Here is a 16,140-nt window from a genome sequence, read left to right on the forward strand (position 1 = left end):
TTAGCTTATCTATATAGAGTCTAGTCGTATTGGTTTAAAGTGGAGCAAATACGATACAAGCTGATTTATATAGACTTGACTATAGTTGCTTATAAAGGCAGCTGCGCCAATAGCTGCTGAATGGCCTGACCGCGATGACTGATACTGTTTTTATCAGCAGCGCTCAGACTGGCCGCACTGGTTTGCAAGTCAGGTAACCAAAATAATGGGTCATACCCAAAACCGCCTTCACCATGTAGCGTATCCAAGATTTCGCCATGCCATAATCCTTGGGCAATGATTGGTAATGGATCATCGGCATGACGCACCATCGCCAGTACGCAAACAAATAATCCTTTAATAGGCTTGTTAGCGTGCTCAGTACGAATAGGCTGTAAGTCAGCAATGAGCTTGGCATTGTTTTTACTATCGTTACCATGCTCACCAGCGTAGCGAGCAGAGTAGATGCCCGGTGCGTTACCAAGTGCGGGCACACACAGTCCTGAGTCGTCAGCAATAGCAGGCAATCCGCTGATACGGCTAGCATGGCGGGCTTTTATAATGGCATTTTCTACAAAGCTTAGCCCGTCTTCGATGGCGTCTTCGATATCGAGCTGACCTTGCGGGATGATGGTCACCTCTAGATTTGCTTCAGCAAACAATCTTTTGAACTCAGCCAGCTTGCCTTTGTTATTACTGGCGAGCACCCATTGGGTAATTGGTGCTGATTGTGTCGCATGTAGGGGCGTGTCGAAGGTGCTCGTGTTGGTCATAGTGTCTTTCCGTTAAATAATTATGTAGAGTCAGGTTAATATAATTTTGCTTTTTGGCGTTTTTTTAGTATTGCCATAAACCTGTTCAATAGTCATATTTGACCTATCATTTATCTCTTTAAGATAGGTTAGGCTCTCTGCTGATACATAGCCAATCGCTATACTTATTGTACGGTCTATAACATTTGGTAACTGATATTATTGGTCATTGTTGCTATAATACTCGCCAAGCTACAGTGAGTTATATCTTATAGCTTGTGAATATTAAGTTAATAAAAGTTTATAGAGTCAAACACTTGGCTTTTAAGCAAAGAATAACAGCAAGCAGTAACCGCTAGGTTAATTTTGGATTCATAATGATACGTGATATTGTATTGAGCAGTAACATGTATCAAGCGATAACATTCATTTCTAACAATAAACTCAGCCAATTTAGTCCGCTATTTTATAGTGTTTTTTGCGGTGTAAAAATAGCGTAAAATTCAATCTCTATAATAATTTTTTATAAACTAACGGCTAAACAGCAAGGATAAAATAATTATGTCAAACATTACATTGCCAGACCTACCATATGCAAAAGACGCGCTAGAGCCACATATCAGTGCCGAGACGCTAGAGTATCATCATGACAAGCATCATGCCGCTTATGTAAACAAGCTAAAAGACTTGTTACCAGGTTCTGGTCTAGAAGACAAAACGTTGCCAGAAATCATCGTAGCGACTGCTAAAGATGACAGCAAGCAAGGTATGTTCAACCAAGCAGCCCAAGTATGGAACCACACGTTCTACTGGAACTGCATGACGCCTACAAACGGCGGTGGCGAACCTACTGGTGATCTAAAAGCTAAAATCGAAGAAGATTTCGGTAGCTATGACAAGTTCCGTGAAGAGTTCAAAAACGCAGCATTGACTCAGTTCGGTTCAGGTTGGGCATGGCTAGTTGCTGATAAAGTTGGCGGCAAATTATCAATCGCCAAAACAGCTAACGCTGACACCCCGCTTGCACATGACCAAGTCGCTGTATTGACTTGTGATGTATGGGAACATGCGTACTATGTTGATTACCGTAACCGTCGTCCTGACTACGTTGACACGTTCCTAGACAAGCTAGTGAACTGGGACTACGCAAATGCAAAATATAAAGGTCAAGATGCTGGCGTTGAAGCATAAGCTTTAACAGCTAAGTATTTGATTGATAAAAAAGGACACCGCGAGGTATCCTTTTTTTTGTTTAATAGTTCTTAATAGAACAACGATATTACGCGATACCGCCGTTAGCACCGATATTTTGCCCTGTGACCCAAGCGGCTTCTTCACTCACCAAAAATGCCACCACACGGGCGATATCGACTGGTTCACCGATACGGTTAAACGGTGACATGCTAGCGAGTCTTTCTACCGTATCATCTGCTTTACCTTCATGAAATAGCTCGGTATCAGTAGGACCGGGAGAGACTGCATTGACCGTAATTCCTCGCGTGCCAACCTCTTTAGAGAAGATTCTGGTCAGCTGATCGACTGCACCTTTGGTAGCACAGTAGGTGCCGTAACTAGGTAGCAGCATACGAGTAGTCGTACTTGAGAGGTTTACAACACGGCCGCCGTCATTAAGTTTAGTCGCCGCCTCACGCAATGTATTAAACGTGCCTTTTACATTGATAGAGAATATACGGTCAAAGTCTTCGTCTGTGGTCTCGGCAATGGGTTTATTGATCATTATGCCTGCGCTGTTTACCAAGATATCTGGCTTGCCAAATTCACTGATGGTGGTGTCGAACATCGCTTCGACTTGCTTGGCATTACTAACATCGGCTTGCACAGCGATGGCTTCACCGCCTGCCGATTTAATTTGGCTGACGATATCATTGGCTGCTGCGTCATCATTTGCGTAATTTATGACCGTTTTCGCCCCTGTTGATGCTAGCAATATGGCTATCTGTGCACCGATTCCTTTTGATGAACCGGTTACAATCGCGACTTTATTTTTTAGTGTTTTCATTATTATTCTCTCTATTATGGTGGATAAATATCAGCATGACTATTATGGCACTTTGTCTGATGATTTTTAATTAACGGTACAGACATTACCAGTGTGCGAAGACAATGAGTAGAGCGGTTACGTATAATTATTTTAGGATAAGCTTATCCATTGTGTCTACGCAGATGCAAAGCATAAAGATGAGGATGTTGGCGTTGAAGAGTAATCTTTAACAGTTAAGTATTTGATTGAAAAAAGGACACTAATCAACCCTTAATCATATTCATCACGATCACGGTAGCTAAGCTCTAACGTACCAAAATCAACTGAAGTTATAGGGTTTACAACTTCTACTTCTTCAATATCCACATCTGATAAATCACCATTTAAATTTCCACAGACAGTGACTAATATTTCAGATTCAAATTGTGCTTCAGTAGTAGTTACAATCGCACCCATTCCAACATAATCACGATCTATAGAGTCATAGTGTGAAAGAGAGAATTCGCCTTCTACCTCAACTGAGATAATAGAATTCATTTCTAAGACGAGATAGTTTTCCCCGTGAGCTACTATTTTAAAGTTATGGTCAACTAGTTCGAAATTACTTAACCATCCATGACATCCATCAGATTCCCAATGATGATAAGAATCTGCTTCTTGATCTGGAACAAAATCTTTAAAATAGAGCTCAACTTCATTTCTAATTTTATCAATAAATACTTTTGCTTCATCATCATCACTTTCTATTTTTGATGTTAAAAGATGTAGGAAAGCGAATGGCGCTGTTGCTTTGTTGAACTTACTTAGTGCGTCTGCAAAGTCTTCAATATAGTCAATATTAGTTGACGTGTCACAGTAGTCTTTCCAGTCACCATCAAGAGCAACAGCTAAAACTTGAATATCATTTTCTTTAGCCCATTTATCTGTAGCTAAAAGTATGATCGCATCAGGAAACTCGTTTTTCTTTTTGCCTGTTTCTGCGAAAGGTGATTTGTTCTCAAAATATTGTTGTAAGAGTTCAGATACTGTTACGTAATTGCCACATTCAAGTACTAGTGCGCCTGAGTTCGTTATAAACCTATCAAGACGATTCGCAGAAATATCTTCAATTTCTCTACTATCGGTTAATGTTGATTTTGCATCATTAAGTTCACTACCATCAAAGAATAGATGGTCTCCAGCATCGTCTAGAGCTTTTATTAAGGCTGCTCTAGAGCTTTTAACTTTTTTTTCTAAATGACTTGCAATTTCACCTTTTATGACATCGGGTAAAATATAGTATATATTGCTATCTTTAAACTGGGTCAATTTTCCTAACCAGCCTTTCTCTAATTTCAAACCATTTCTATCAAAAATAGATGTATCTACGAGGATTGCATCATATTCCTTATCTTCATCAGAATCCATTCTCTGTCCTTAGGTTCTTTTCAAAGTATTTGAAGTAAAGGTTAAACTTTATACTTTTAACGAACAAGTATTTAATTGCATGGGTGTAATATGTTGGATTTAAATGACCTCAAACCCAAACCTACTCAGCGCTTCTCTAAGCATCGCAGCATTATAATAAAAATGCGCTTCAGTGGTGGTTTGAAAGAAGATATACAGTGTATCAAAGTACTGACGCTGACAGGTATTGTCCGTATCTTACACGCTATAGACATTTTTAATCTTAGTAAGCACTAATCTCTATCAACCAAAACCCAACCAGCATCGTTATCCACAACCGACTCATCGAACACTCTCACAAACCCTTGTTTCACCAGTTCAATGCGCGATAATTCAGGTTCACCATCCGTTTTGACAATAGGTGCATCTAGAGGCGTAATCGATTGCCATGGTGATCCTTGTCCTGTTTTATTTGCCAATACAAAACTAAAGAACGCCGTGTCGCCTGCCATCATACGTAGGTCATCAACGACCAATTGGATGTCTTGTTTGTTCGGTTCAACAGCGTCATCAAGCATCGTTTGCGTTCGGTAGCCTGTCCAATCACCAGAGAACCAATCCAGCCTGTTTGCATAGGGCTGGCTCGCGGTTGGTAAGTTTGCACGTAGCGTCTGCGACTTGTCATACTGCGTCAGATAGCGATACTCAGGTAAGCGACTGTCTAAAACGCTACCGCGTATTTCAATCAATCTATTTTGATCGTCTTCAGCGACCGTACGCCACATTAGGATAGTAGGTAGGACAGGCATGGTTTTGATACGGGCTATATTGTCTATTTTGGCAGCTGTTAAGGTTTGCTCAGCTTTGTCTTGCGCGTAATATTTTAACCCTAACGAAAGCATCAAATAGCCACTACTGATAACCAACATCCAAATGGCAAGCCGTTGACAGTGGACTAATACAGCAGTTTTAAAAACACCAAGCTTGCTTCCTTTTATCAGCCCTATAATCATGGCGATGAGCAGTGGCAACGTATATAGCGGATCGATGATAAACATCGAGGCAATACTAAAAGGCGTCAGCGATAAAGACTCTTGTAGCGGCCACAGTAATTGCGTGCCATAGACTGTGAAGCTGTCTAAAATTGGATGGGTCGTGAGCGCTAGCGTCATGGCTATTGCCAAGCGCATAGTAGAGTAAGGTAGTGGCATGTTGCGCCATGCATGATAGCGGCTAATCAGCAAAGCGCCTACGATACCGACTGCCGTCAGGACGATTAATGAATGACTAAAACCACGATGGTACGTCATATTGCTGATGGGATCAGGATAATTTATTAAGACATCCAAATCAGGCAAGGTACCTAGCATTGCGCCATAGAGATAAGCTTTGCGTCCTTGGTGTTTGCCGAGGATAGCGCCTTGAACACTAGCGCCTAAGACGATTTGACTGAGTGAATCCATGAGAAGTAATAGGCTCTTTAATAAGGGTTCATGATAGCTGTTTGAGAAGTGATAAAATTTAGTCTACGTAATGCGCGGGGCGGCACTACATAGCTTGATCTTTTAATTGAAGTTTTGAAATGGTGGGTTACGCCGCGCGCACCCTACGCACGATATTTATGCATTTATAAAACGTCAAAGTTATGCGCCGTCAACGCCTCTCGCAGCATCGCAATATTATAATAAGCATGCGCATTGACGGTATTCTGAAAGAAGATATACAGCGTATCAAAGTGCTGACGCTGATTGGCAATCGCTTGCGCCCAGTCCTGCATCTCCGCTTCGCTATAGCGATAATCATGACGGTCAGCTGCGCTCATCGCATCCCACCAGTTTAGGTTATTGCCGTGCATGCGCAGATAGCCAGTACGTTCGGTAAATATCAATCGTGACGGCGGCAGTCCGCTGACCTTAGGATAATCAACGCTACACCAAATGAGACCTTGCTGCCGAAAGCTATCGACCACTTGCGGCGTGTGCCAAGCGTTATGACGAAACTCAATGGTGAGAGGATAATCTTGAAACCAACTGACAAGCTCTGCTAGATAGAGACGATGCTCGCGAGTACGATCAAAGCCATGCGGGAACTGGAGTAGCAAGGGTGCTAAAGCATTTGCTTCGATAAGCGGAGACAGGGCATTCAAAAATGCTTGTGCGTGTTCGGCAGTGCCTTTGCGTGCATGAGTAAAGTCTTGATGCAGTTTTACGGCGAACTTTAACTCGCTGTCGGCTTGTACATAAGCTTTATTAACCATGCCGGTAAAAGCTTTTTGTCCAATAGGTGCATAGAAGCTGCTGTTAATCTCCACCGCACCGTATTGCTTGGCGTATTCACGTAAAAAGTCCGTCTTTTTGGTGCCAGCAGGATACAGCGTACCGAGCATGTCAGTATCGCTATAGCCACCAGTGCCAAGGTAGATACGCGGGGTAGGGTTACTGTCCATGTTGACCACTCACTGCCGTTTGGGTAATAAAGTTTGCTACGATATCTTTTGTCTTCGGTTATTCACTAAACTATTTCTTACGCGACCATAGCCACTCAATTAGTGCCAGTAGTGCGTCGTTGTCTGTATCTGTTTTTTCGTTTTCACTACTCAGTTCATGACTACTCATTTCACGAATGATGGCAGCACGCCCATCATTAAACAGCGATTGCGCATAGTCAGTCGCCTTATCAACGCCCATGAATTTCACATAGGTAGACTTGTCCAGTTTTTCATCGCTGCCGGCAGGTTTGCCCAGCGTATCGGTGCTGGTGGTCACATCTAAAATATCGTCTTGAACTTGAAAGGCTAGGCCAATATGCTGAGCACACTCTTGCAGTGCCATGCGCTGCGGAGCCGTCGCGCCAGCACAGATGCCGCCCATGAGCATGGCCGCTTCAATCAATGCACCAGTCTTGTCACGGTGAATGGCTTCCAAATCGCTTTGTGAAATGCTATCACTGGCTTCTGCATTGAGATCTAGCATTTGACCGGAGACCATACGTCTAGCACGCGGCGCAAATATAGCGAGCAGCTGGCTGGCAATATCTGAGTCATAAGGCGCAAAGGTAGGCAGCTCTGCGGTCAATACTTCAAAAGCTAGCGTTTGTAATACGTCACCGGCGAGTAGGGCGGTCGATTCTTCAAAGACGATATGAGCCGTTGGCTGACCGCGGCGCAGGTCATCATCGTCCATACACGGCAAATCATCATGCACCAACGAATAGGTATGTAGCAGCTCTACTGCCAACGCGGCACGGCGCGCCATATCATAATCTGAGTCGTTTTCTAATAACGATGCTAATTCATCGCTGACTGCCGTATCTGTATCAAGCTTACTATCAATACTCTTATCACTGTGATCATTCACGTTGGCAAAGGCGCTGGCGACCAGCAGTGGACGCACCAATTTACCTTGACCCGTCATCACATAACGGCAAGCATCCAACAGTGGGCTTGGTAACTGGGCATAAGCAAACAACACATCGATATCTTTGGCTAATTGCGCGCGCACAGCACTATGGAATTGCTTGGTGCTATTATTGGCATTGCTATCGGTGCTGCTGTCAGAGCGATTAAAAGACTTAAAGCTATTAGGCATAACGCTTAGCGTAGAAGAAACAGTCATAATCCAACCATTTATCAGAGGAGTAATAAAATTATCGTTAGTGTAGCATGAACGATTATATTGCTTATGTGTGACAGAGTATCAATCGATTATTTTTGGCATTTTTCTGTTGCGGTCTGTTTGGGACAAGGCTCACTTCAGCCGAAAGATAACAACAAGATTTCGTTACGCACAGATGATTTCACTCATTGGTTGAATATGTTCTGATAAAAGAGCAAGCTAAGCGAGGTACAATTAATCGGATAGCACCAACGGTCTACCATCTTTGAGATGGTACTCATTCAAGATTAGGTTCATTGTTTATCTAAGTTAGTGATTCAATTCGATAACTAAGTATACAGTTGTTCACTAAATAACTTTTAGCGTAAGGTAAATGCCTACAAGCGATTTAAGAGTGACTTGCGAGTATGGCATTAGCTTGTGACAGTGAGGGGCATAATCCCCTACACTAATTGACGTGAAAATGATCTGGTGACGATGGCAATAGGTTTTTACTCAGGTTATTTGGTCGTCGATGCCTCATATCGCACCATATCTCAGTCAATATTTATAACATCAACACTTGCAACAGCAGCACCTTGAAAGAAATTATATAAATGAAGTGTCATATGATGTCATGTAAGAAACGCAAAATAAGTGCATCATCATGAGCGCTAGATAATAAAGACATCTTCACTCGTGCGTAGACTCTGTGTTGGTTTTTATGACACAACAGGCGCACAGTGCTATTACCCATTTTACTAACAGTAACTGGCTATTTATTTTAATTTAAAACGTAGCTTTCGTTATATAGAAAGGAGTTTCAGATGGTATACCAAGGAAATCGCATCACGGTGACAATGCTAGAGGATGGCATCGCCAACATGCAGTACAACGCCGAAAATGAGAGCGTGAACAAGTTTGATGCCGAAACCAACAAGCAGTTTGGTGAAGCCGTCACCGCTTTAGAAAAAGCTGATGACGTAAAAGGTCTTATCGTAACTTCGGCGAAAGGCGTGTTTATCGCTGGTGCTGACATCACAGAATTCGTCGGTTCTTTCAAAAAGTCAGAAAGCGAGATCAAAGATTGGGTCGTTCATGTTAATGACGCTTTCAATCGTTTTGAAGACTTGCCGTTTCCAAAAGTTGCTGCCATTAATGGTGCGGCGATGGGCGGCGGTTGTGAGATGACATTGGTTTGTGAATACCGTGTCATGAGTGACAAAGCGATTATCGGTCTACCAGAAACTCAGCTAGGTATCTTCCCAGGTTTTGGTGGTACGGTTCGTAGTACGCGTATCATTGGTATCGACAATGCGCTTGAGCTTATCGCGACTGGTAGCCCAAAGAAAGCATTGGCAGCACTAAAGCTAGGCTTGGTTGACGCGACGGTTCCTGCTGATGACTTGCAAGATGCAGCCATTGACTTGGTCAAAAAATGTATCTCAGGTGAGCTTGACTGGAAAGCGAAACGTGAAGAGAAATTGGTGCCTGTTAAGCTAAATCAGCTTGAGCAAGCCATGGCATTCAACAGTGCTAAAGGTATGATCTTTGCCAAAGCAAATCCTAAGCAATATCCAGCACCAGCGCTCGCGATCGAAGCAATCGAAAAGCATGTGAATTTATCACGTGACAAAGCGATCGACGTTGAAGCGACCTATTTTGCAAAAGCGGCGAAAACTCCACAAGCAGAAAGCTTGGTTGGTCTATTCTTAAACGATCAATTGGTTAAGAAATTAGCGAAGCAGCACAGCAAGCAAGCACACGAAATCAATGAAGCCGCCGTACTAGGTGCTGGTATCATGGGTGGCGGTATTGCCTATCAAGCAGCCAGCAAAGGCTTGCCAATCATTATGAAAGACATCAAGTCTGAGCAATTAGACCTTGGTATGGGCGAAGCCAGCAAGTTACTAGGCAAAATGGTCGATCGCGGCAAAATGACCCCAGCAAAAATGGGCGAAACCTTAAGCCGTATCCGTCCAACGCTTAACTATGGTGACTTTGCTGAGACTGACATCGTTATCGAAGCGGTCGTAGAAAATCCGAACGTCAAACGTGCGGTTCTTAAAGAAGTAGAAGGTCTAGTAAAAGACGATTGTATCCTAGCGTCAAACACTTCAACGATTTCTATTACTTTCTTAGCTGAAGCGTTAGAGCGTCCAGAAAACTTCGTTGGTATGCACTTCTTTAACCCAGTAAACCGTATGCCGTTAGTAGAAGTTATTCGCGGTGAGAAGTCATCTGAAGAAGCGATTTCAACGACCGTTGCTTTGGCCACAAAAATGGGCAAAGTGCCTGTCGTCGTGAATGACTGCCCAGGCTTCCTTGTGAACCGCGTATTGTTCCCATACTTTGGTGCCTTTGATTTGCTGCTTAAGCAAGGTGCTGATTTCGTCCATGTTGATAAAGTCATGGAAAAATTCGGCTGGCCGATGGGTCCTGCTTACCTAATCGACGTCGTTGGTCTAGATACGGGTGTACATGGTGCAGAAGTCATGGCAGAAGGCTTCCCTGACCGTATGAAGCCTGATTATAAAGGTGCGATTGAGCTTTTATATGAAAACAAACGCTTAGGTCAGAAAAACGGTGTTGGTTTCTATAAGTACGAAATGGACAAGCGCGGCAAGCCAAAGAAAGTTGCTGACGAAGCCACTTATGAGCTACTCAAAACCACGACAGATAGTGAAAAGCAAACCTTTGATGATCAAGCGATTATCGACCGTACTATGCTGGCTTTCTGTAATGAGACCGTACGCTGCCTAGAAGACAATATCGTTAGCACGCCATCTGAAGCTGATATGGCGATGATTATGGGCGTTGGTTTCCCGCCATTCCGCGGTGGTCCTTGCCGTTATGTCGACCAAATGGGTCTAGATAACTACTTGGCATTGTGTGAAAAATACGCCCATCTTGGCAAAGCCTATGAAGCGCCGCAAAAGATTCGCGACATGGCAGCAGCAGGCGAGACCTTTTACGCCACAGCGTAATAGGCAGTCACTACTAGGATGAAGTGCCGTACGTTTGCTATTTAGGCTAAGAGCAATTGAGACATGAATCGTCTCCAATAGTGAACGTACGATTATAGTGAGTTTCATTTAATGCTAGCACAAGGAAATCGAGTGCAAATGTACGTATTGTACTTTAAGCGAGATTGACGAGGTAATAGCACTAAAGTGGACTGACTACACTGACAATAAAAATTGAAAAGGAAGATAGTATGACAATTTTAAGTCCAAAAGACGTGGTCATCGTAGATGGCGTACGCTCAGCGATGGGTAAAACCAAAAACGGCATGTTCCGTCACGTTCGCGCTGATAGCATGTCTGCTGAATTGGTACGTGCATTGGTTGAACGTAACGATTTCGATCCACGCGACGTTGAAGACATCATCTGGGGTTGTGTCAACCAAACGCTAGAGCAAGGTCTAAACATCGGTCGTAACATCGGTCTGCTGGCTGGTATTCCAAAGACTGCAGGTGGTCAAACCGTTAACCGTCTATGTGGTTCTTCTATGCAGGCGCTACACACTGCTGCTGCTCAAATCATGACCAACCAAGGTGATGTGTTCATCATCGGTGGTGTAGAGCACATGGGTCACGTCGGCATGATGCATGGCGTTGATCTAAACCCTGAAGCATCAAAGCACTATGCAAAAGCTTCAAACATGATGGGCTTGACTGCTGAGATGCTGGGCCGTATGAATGGCATCACCCGCGAAGAGCAAGATGCCTTTGGTCTTGAGTCTCATCGCCGTGCATGGGCTGCGACTACTGAAGGTCGTTTTGACAATGAAATCATCGGTATCGAAGGTCATGACGCTGCTGGTCGCTTGCAACTATGTACCGTCGATGAAGTGATTCGCCCAGACGCGACAATGGAGCAAATGCAAAATCTACGTCCAGCCTTTGACCCTAAAGGTGGTACGGTAACGGCTGCAACGTCATCTGCATTATCTGACGGTGCATCTGCAATGCTAGTGATGAGCGCCCAAAAAGCCAAAGAGCTAGGTCTTAAGCCGCGTGCTCGTATTCGCAGCATGGCTGTGGCTGGTTGTGATGCCGCTATCATGGGTTACGGTCCTGTACCTGCCACGCAAAAAGCACTTAAGCGTGCTGGCATGAGCATCGATGATATGCAAACCATTGAGCTAAACGAAGCATTCGCAGCGCAAGGCTTATCAGTATTAAAAGCCTTGAACTTGACGGACAAGCAAGACATCGTCAACATCAACGGTGGCGCGATTGCATTAGGTCATCCACTAGGATGTTCAGGCGCTCGTATCACGGTTACCTTGCTAAACGCGATGGAGCAATCAGATACTGAAATCGGTCTAGCTACCATGTGTATCGGTCTTGGTCAAGGTATTGCTACTATCATTGAGCGTGTGTAATTTTAGTCTGACTTATACGGTATGCCATCGTATCAGCATCAGTCGTTGATGGTGGCATCATATGAATAAGATTATACGAATACTTAGATAGTAACGACTTGCTGATAAATAAGACCTCTAGTCATTATGGCTGGAGGTTTTTTTATGGGCTAAACTAATGAATTTCGATGTTGTAAAACAGATTGTGTATTGTGATTAAAAATTATCTCCATTGACGCACTCAGCAAACTATGACTAAATGAGCGTAAGGCTAACAAAGACAATATCAATGATAAAACTAACATAGCCTTTAACAATAAAGTCAGCCGTACAAGGAGTGTGCCATGTCTACTATGATTACCGATCGTACCTATCGAATCGCTCGCGAAAATACCCAAGCGATGATAATCGATGTTCAAGAACGCTTAACGCCGCATATTTATGACCATGAAAATATCGTCAAAAAGACAGTCACTTTGATCAAAGGTCTACAAGCCCTCAACATCCCAATTATGCTCAACGAGCAGTACAAAAAAGGTTTGGGCGATACGCTACCTGAGATACGTGAAGTATTAGAAGGCGACAATGCCAAAAGCTTTGAAAAGGTTACCTTTAGCGCTTGTGATAATAATGATTCATGGCATTATCTCGCACAGCAAAATCGCAGCATTGTCCTATTATTTGGTGTCGAAGCCCATGTTTGCGTCATGCAAACGGCGCTGGATTTATTGGATAATGGGATGCAGCCAGTTATTATTGGCGATGCCGTTGGATCGCGCTTTCCTTATGACAAAAAGCAAGCCATTCGCCGTATTCGACGCGCTGGCGGCGTGATTACGACAGTAGAATCCATTCTGTTTGAATTATGCCGCAGTAGCCAAGACCCTGCCTTTAAGACTATTAGTAATTTGATTAAGTAGCGGATGCGATAAAGGGTCGAGAATGACAAACTCTTAGCGTTGTTGTTTCAATCAATATAAATTATTTTCGTGAAAACAGCGCTTGATAAGACAGGCGCTGTATTGCATTTAATCAGAGAGAAATATGTCCTCAAACACACCTATAACATTGACCGATCCAACGCGCGATGCAAATATTAAGATAGATGACGTCACGCATTTTTTATTAGAGCTTGATGCCCTAAAACGTGTCAATCGACGCAGCTATGTGACGGGGACGACTCGCTTGGAAAACTCTGCTGAGCACTCATGGCATTTAGCAATGGCATGCTGGTCAATCGCTGAATTGTTTGAGTTGGACGTCAATCATGAAAAATTGCTTAAGATGGCACTGGTGCATGATTTGGGTGAGATTGATGCGGGCGATACTTTTTTATATGCTGATACCCGTCGTGATGCGCACTTCGAAGAGCGCGAGGGTATTGCTCGATTACAACGCGAACGCGGTAACGGGATTGCTGATTTAAGTGAGATCTGGGAGGAGCAGGAGACAGGTAATAGCAAAGAGGCTGATCTACTTAGAGTGGTCGATCGTTTATTGCCATTTTTGCTTAATTTAAATACTGAGGGCAAAACGTGGATTGAGCTTGGCGTTACACGCTCGCAAGTGGCTGGCGCGCATGAATTTATCAAAGACAGCTTTCCTCCCATCCATGATTGGTTATCACAAAACATTGAACACGCGACCCAGCAAGGGTGGTTGGTTGATAAGTAAATTGATAGCGTCACCTTGTTACTGACTCGCAATGTTTGACGCTGTTTAAAACCTTTATATTGAACAGTGTCAATAATAACAGAGAGGTTCCATGCACTTATTTAAGAACTATAAAACATGGTACAAATCGCTAGCCTTTATTAGCATGCTGGGACTAGCGCAAATGGCACAAGCGCTTGCTCCTATCAGTGATGGCGATAAATTGGCGCACGATGCTAAAAAACAGATTGGTGTTACGGTGAATTATGATCCTACTTATCGTAAATTAGAGTTTCCGCGTGGCGATATACCAATAGAGACTGGTGTCTGTACCGATGTGATTGTCCGTGCTTATCGTTTGCAAAATGTGGATTTGCAGCAATTGATCAACCATGATATGAAATCAAATTGGTCGGGCTACCCAAAGATTTGGGGCTTAAAGTCAACGGACAAAAATATCGATCATCGACGCGTGCCCAACCTTGAAACGTTTTTTGCGCGTCATGGACAGACGTTATCTACGACCGATAAAGGCAGTTTTCAAGCGGGAGACGTTGTGTCATGGCGGCTGCCAAAGAGTAACTTGCCGCATATCGGTATCGTCTCAGATAAAGTAGCTGCTGATGGTACGCCGCTGATTATTCATAATATCGGAAGTGGTACGCAGGAGGAAAACATCCTATTTGCTTATCCTATCCATAAGCACTTTCGATATTGATAAAGGCTTTTGGACAAGGTAGCCTAAAGCTTGTAAAAACAAGCAATACAAAATGGAAGTAGTACAAAATAACAGCCATTAAAAAGCCCAGTCAAACGTCATTATCTACGTTTAACTGGGCTTTTCAGTATTATGAGTTTCTTACAAATTAAGCTTGCTGAGCTTTTGCTTGACCCAATAACTGTCCCATTTTTACCACGCTATTGGCTTTCATGCTGTCCTGCCAATCCGCTTTTGCGGCTTTTGGCAAAACGACAATCGCCGTTGAACCCAAATAAAAGCGTCCAAGCTCAGCGCCTTTTTCAAAGCTCATGTCGTGATCTGCTTCTTGGATGTCTTCAGTGCGGCTGATTTTGCCAGTGGCGACGGTTTCGATGCCAGCGACGATCATAGCACCGACCATCACGACTGCAGCTTTGCCATATTTCGTATCAAATAAACAGACCAAACGCTCGTTACGAGCAAATAAATCAGGCACGTTCTCGGCCGTGGTATTATTGACAGAGAACAGTGTGCCTGGCACATAGCGGGTCTTAGTCAGTGTACCCGCAAATGGCATATGCACACGGTGGTAATTACTGGGCGCGAGATAAACAGTCGCAAAGCTACCATCAGCGAAGTAGCTACCATCTTCGCTGTCAGCAAGTAATTGGCCAACATCATAATGACGACCTTTAGCCTGTAGTAGTTTATGGTCTTCAATTTGACCTAGCTGCGAGATGATACCATCAGCAGGACTGACAATACCGTTGGCGCTGCTGTCGATAGTACGTGCATTTTCTTTGAGCTCACGGGTAAAAAAGTCATTAAAGCTCTCATAAGCATTAAAGCTCTGACGCTCATACTCACCTAAGCTGACGCCGTAAGCTTTGGCAAAGCCACGAATAAAGGCACGTTTGACGTACGGATGACGGCTGGCGGCTAGACGCCCAGCGACTTTACTCAGCTGCTGCTGCGGGACAAGCTGTTGTAAGGTGGTAAATACATTCATAATAAGGCTACCAAAATAGGATTGGAAATAAGAATAAAAATTAGGCAAGTTAATGGCTGTATTTTATCATGGACAGCATATTATTGTCTGAGCATAATCTGTTAAGGAATCAGTAAATGAAAGCACTTATACAACGAGTGAGCCATGCCAGTGTCGTCGTCGATCAGCATTGTATTGGCAAAATCGATCATGGGATATTGGCATATATTGGCTTGGGGCATGAAGATAGCCTGCAAACTGCCCAACGTATGATCGACAAAATCTTGGCCTATCGTATTTTTGAAAACGATGAAGATCCTGCCAAGGTCGGTAAACTGGATAAAAATGTGCAACAGGTCTGTGGCGGACTGTTGTTGGTGTCGCAATTTACTTTGATGGCAAAAACAGATAAGGGTCGTCGCCCTGACTTTGGTGGCGCGATGGCACCTGATGCTGCTCAAGTGCTGTTTGCACAACTGATTGATTATGCCAACACTCAGCATCACAATGTTGCCACTGGTCAGTTTGGCGCTGATATGCAAGTTGCCAGCGTCAATGATGGGCCCTTAAACTTTTTATTAGAAGTATAAAAATTATCTGTCATCAAGCTGTCATAATTAGTCCGTTTAATAAGTAGAAACGGGTGAGTGTTTATCGCCTCTTTCTGTATCTTGATTTTTTGAATGCTAACTTTTTGAACGCTGATATTTTGACTATA

General features: G+C 43.5%; 15 protein-coding genes. 8 read left to right on the forward strand and 7 right to left on the reverse strand.

The window, feature by feature from the left end:
* Positions 1-89 precede the first annotated feature (89 nt).
* On the reverse strand, positions 90-752 hold the full coding sequence (rdgB, locus tag IE130_RS12970; protein WP_227676220.1) for an RdgB/HAM1 family non-canonical purine NTP pyrophosphatase: 663 nt from the start codon (positions 750-752) through the stop codon (positions 90-92).
* 540 nt (positions 753-1,292) lie between these two features.
* Between rdgB and sodB the strand changes: the two genes are divergently transcribed.
* On the forward strand, positions 1,293-1,922 hold the full coding sequence (gene sodB / locus IE130_RS12975; RefSeq protein ID WP_010200680.1) for a superoxide dismutase SodB: 630 nt from the start codon (positions 1,293-1,295) through the stop codon (positions 1,920-1,922).
* Between the two features lie 88 nt (positions 1,923-2,010).
* On the opposite strand, the gene IE130_RS12980 is transcribed toward sodB, so the two are convergent.
* Both IE130_RS12980 and IE130_RS12985 read right to left on the reverse strand, forming a co-directional pair.
* Complete coding sequence (locus tag IE130_RS12980) at positions 2,011-2,751, reverse strand: SDR family oxidoreductase (RefSeq protein ID WP_189586692.1); 741 nt, start codon at positions 2,749-2,751, stop codon at positions 2,011-2,013.
* 252 nt (positions 2,752-3,003) lie between these two features.
* Positions 3,004-4,140, reverse strand: coding sequence for a PIN domain-containing protein (locus IE130_RS12985; protein WP_189586695.1), 1,137 nt, complete (start codon positions 4,138-4,140; stop codon positions 3,004-3,006).
* Between the two features lie 90 nt (positions 4,141-4,230).
* Between IE130_RS12985 and IE130_RS12990 the strand changes: the two genes are divergently transcribed.
* The gene (locus tag IE130_RS12990) at positions 4,231-4,416 is read left to right on the forward strand and encodes a hypothetical protein (protein ID WP_189586698.1); all 186 of its coding nucleotides are present in this window, start codon (positions 4,231-4,233) and stop codon (positions 4,414-4,416) included.
* Here the strand turns inward: IE130_RS12990 and IE130_RS12995 are convergent.
* From IE130_RS12995 to IE130_RS13005, 3 genes are all read right to left on the reverse strand, one after another.
* Complete coding sequence (locus IE130_RS12995) at positions 4,413-5,582, reverse strand: metal-dependent hydrolase (RefSeq protein ID WP_189586701.1); 1,170 nt, start codon at positions 5,580-5,582, stop codon at positions 4,413-4,415. The two genes, IE130_RS12990 and IE130_RS12995, sit on opposite strands and share 4 nt — an antisense overlap.
* A 164-nt stretch (positions 5,583-5,746) precedes the next feature.
* Entirely contained in the window at positions 5,747-6,565 is an 819-nt protein-coding gene (locus IE130_RS13000; protein ID WP_189586704.1) for a DUF72 domain-containing protein, read from the reverse strand.
* Between the two features lie 70 nt (positions 6,566-6,635).
* On the reverse strand, positions 6,636-7,733 hold the full coding sequence (locus IE130_RS13005) for a polyprenyl synthetase family protein (RefSeq protein ID WP_189586708.1): 1,098 nt from the start codon (positions 7,731-7,733) through the stop codon (positions 6,636-6,638).
* Positions 7,734-8,539: 806 nt separating this feature from the next.
* Here IE130_RS13005 and fadB point away from each other — a divergent pair.
* From fadB to IE130_RS13030, 5 genes are all read left to right on the forward strand, one after another.
* Entirely contained in the window at positions 8,540-10,699 is a 2,160-nt protein-coding gene (gene fadB / locus IE130_RS13010) for a fatty acid oxidation complex subunit alpha FadB (RefSeq protein ID WP_189586711.1), read from the forward strand.
* Positions 10,700-10,929: 230 nt separating this feature from the next.
* Positions 10,930-12,102: an acetyl-CoA C-acyltransferase FadA gene (gene fadA / locus IE130_RS13015; RefSeq protein ID WP_189586714.1), complete on the forward strand. Its 1,173-nt coding sequence runs from the start codon at positions 10,930-10,932 to the stop codon at positions 12,100-12,102.
* 323 nt (positions 12,103-12,425) lie between these two features.
* Positions 12,426-13,001 (forward strand): isochorismatase family protein, encoded by a 576-nt coding sequence (locus IE130_RS13020; protein ID WP_189586717.1) that lies wholly within the window; start codon positions 12,426-12,428, stop codon positions 12,999-13,001.
* A 124-nt stretch (positions 13,002-13,125) separates the two neighbouring features.
* Positions 13,126-13,755 (forward strand): HD domain-containing protein, encoded by a 630-nt coding sequence (locus tag IE130_RS13025; RefSeq protein ID WP_189586720.1) that lies wholly within the window; start codon positions 13,126-13,128, stop codon positions 13,753-13,755.
* A gap of 91 nt (positions 13,756-13,846) precedes the next feature.
* On the forward strand, positions 13,847-14,452 hold the full coding sequence (locus IE130_RS13030) for a DUF1287 domain-containing protein (protein WP_201574556.1): 606 nt from the start codon (positions 13,847-13,849) through the stop codon (positions 14,450-14,452).
* Positions 14,453-14,600: 148 nt separating this feature from the next.
* Here IE130_RS13030 and asd read toward each other — a convergent pair whose 3' ends face one another.
* Entirely contained in the window at positions 14,601-15,443 is an 843-nt protein-coding gene (asd, locus tag IE130_RS13035; protein ID WP_189586723.1) for an archaetidylserine decarboxylase, read from the reverse strand.
* A 116-nt stretch (positions 15,444-15,559) separates the two neighbouring features.
* On the opposite strand from asd, the gene dtd reads away from it, so the two are divergent.
* The gene (gene dtd / locus IE130_RS13040) at positions 15,560-16,012 is read left to right on the forward strand and encodes a D-aminoacyl-tRNA deacylase (RefSeq protein WP_189586726.1); all 453 of its coding nucleotides are present in this window, start codon (positions 15,560-15,562) and stop codon (positions 16,010-16,012) included.
* The last annotated feature ends 128 nt before the right edge of the window (positions 16,013-16,140 follow it).

It is taken from the genome of Psychrobacter glaciei, assembly GCF_014652895.1.
Taxonomy (GTDB): domain Bacteria; phylum Pseudomonadota; class Gammaproteobacteria; order Pseudomonadales; family Moraxellaceae; genus Psychrobacter; species Psychrobacter glaciei.

Bases quoted from the DNA above. Each gene is read 5' to 3' on its own strand.
- rdgB (WP_227676220.1), bottom strand. From the start codon at position 752: ATGACCAACACGAGCACCTTCGACACGCCCCTACATGCGACACAATCA.
- sodB (WP_010200680.1), top strand. From the start codon at position 1,293: ATGTCAAACATTACATTGCCAGACCTACCATATGCAAAAGACGCGCTA.
- IE130_RS12980 (WP_189586692.1), bottom strand. From the start codon at position 2,751: ATGAAAACACTAAAAAATAAAGTCGCGATTGTAACCGGTTCATCAAAA.
- IE130_RS12985 (WP_189586695.1), bottom strand. From the start codon at position 4,140: ATGGATTCTGATGAAGATAAGGAATATGATGCAATCCTCGTAGATACA.
- IE130_RS12990 (WP_189586698.1), top strand. From the start codon at position 4,231: ATGTTGGATTTAAATGACCTCAAACCCAAACCTACTCAGCGCTTCTCT.
- IE130_RS12995 (WP_189586701.1), bottom strand. From the start codon at position 5,582: ATGGATTCACTCAGTCAAATCGTCTTAGGCGCTAGTGTTCAAGGCGCT.
- IE130_RS13000 (WP_189586704.1), bottom strand. From the start codon at position 6,565: ATGGACAGTAACCCTACCCCGCGTATCTACCTTGGCACTGGTGGCTAT.
- IE130_RS13005 (WP_189586708.1), bottom strand. From the start codon at position 7,733: ATGACTGTTTCTTCTACGCTAAGCGTTATGCCTAATAGCTTTAAGTCT.
- fadB (WP_189586711.1), top strand. From the start codon at position 8,540: ATGGTATACCAAGGAAATCGCATCACGGTGACAATGCTAGAGGATGGC.
- fadA (WP_189586714.1), top strand. From the start codon at position 10,930: ATGACAATTTTAAGTCCAAAAGACGTGGTCATCGTAGATGGCGTACGC.
- IE130_RS13020 (WP_189586717.1), top strand. From the start codon at position 12,426: ATGTCTACTATGATTACCGATCGTACCTATCGAATCGCTCGCGAAAAT.
- IE130_RS13025 (WP_189586720.1), top strand. From the start codon at position 13,126: ATGTCCTCAAACACACCTATAACATTGACCGATCCAACGCGCGATGCA.
- IE130_RS13030 (WP_201574556.1), top strand. From the start codon at position 13,847: ATGCACTTATTTAAGAACTATAAAACATGGTACAAATCGCTAGCCTTT.
- asd (WP_189586723.1), bottom strand. From the start codon at position 15,443: ATGAATGTATTTACCACCTTACAACAGCTTGTCCCGCAGCAGCAGCTG.
- dtd (WP_189586726.1), top strand. From the start codon at position 15,560: ATGAAAGCACTTATACAACGAGTGAGCCATGCCAGTGTCGTCGTCGAT.